The organism is Nonomuraea lactucae (assembly GCF_003313395.1).
GTDB classification, from domain to species: domain Bacteria; phylum Actinomycetota; class Actinomycetes; order Streptosporangiales; family Streptosporangiaceae; genus Nonomuraea; species Nonomuraea lactucae.
Genome location: NZ_QNFZ01000311.1, coordinates 1 through 551 on the forward strand (window position 1 = coordinate 1; position 551 = coordinate 551).

Sequence of the window (551 nt, forward strand, 5' to 3'; positions counted from 1 at the left end):
CACCGCGGCGATCTCGCGGCGCGGCCCGCCGCTCGCGTTCTCCGTTCGCTGAACGGGCCGCCCGTCCGCCCATCCGGCCCGATGCCGGAGGCCGGACGGGCTTTCCGCCCGTCCGCACGCCCGGGCCCGATGCCCGAGCGTGCCCGCCACCGCCGTGCCGTGCACCCGGCGTGGCCATCCCCCTGCTCGAACGGTGACGCGCGCCCGCGCACGCGCGCGTTCCCGGGAACGGAGAACTCTGATGTCCTCGACTCTCGAAGCCCAACCCACCGCCGACCCGGCGGGAACATCCCCGGCCCGCGGCGGCTGGGCCGCCCTCCGCCCACTCGTGCTGCGCCTGCACTTCTACGCCGGAATCCTCGTCGCGCCGTTCCTGTTCATCGCCGCGGCGACGGGCCTGCTCTACGCGGCGTCCTGGCAACTGGAGCAGATGATCTACAGCCACGAGCTGAACGCGCCCCCCGGCCGTACCATGGCGCCGCTGTCACAGCAGGTCGCCGCGGCCCGCGCCGCCCAGCCGCGGGGCACCGTCAGCGCCGTGCGGCCGGCGG

The 551-nt window shown here is 76.0% G+C and carries 1 protein-coding gene; it reads left to right on the top strand.

Annotated elements, in window-relative coordinates:
• Positions 1-241: 241 nt before the first annotated feature.
• Positions 242-551, top strand: a 310-nt coding sequence (locus tag DQW85_RS21655; protein ID WP_162795187.1) for a PepSY-associated TM helix domain-containing protein, incomplete at its 3' end; no start/stop codon positions are given.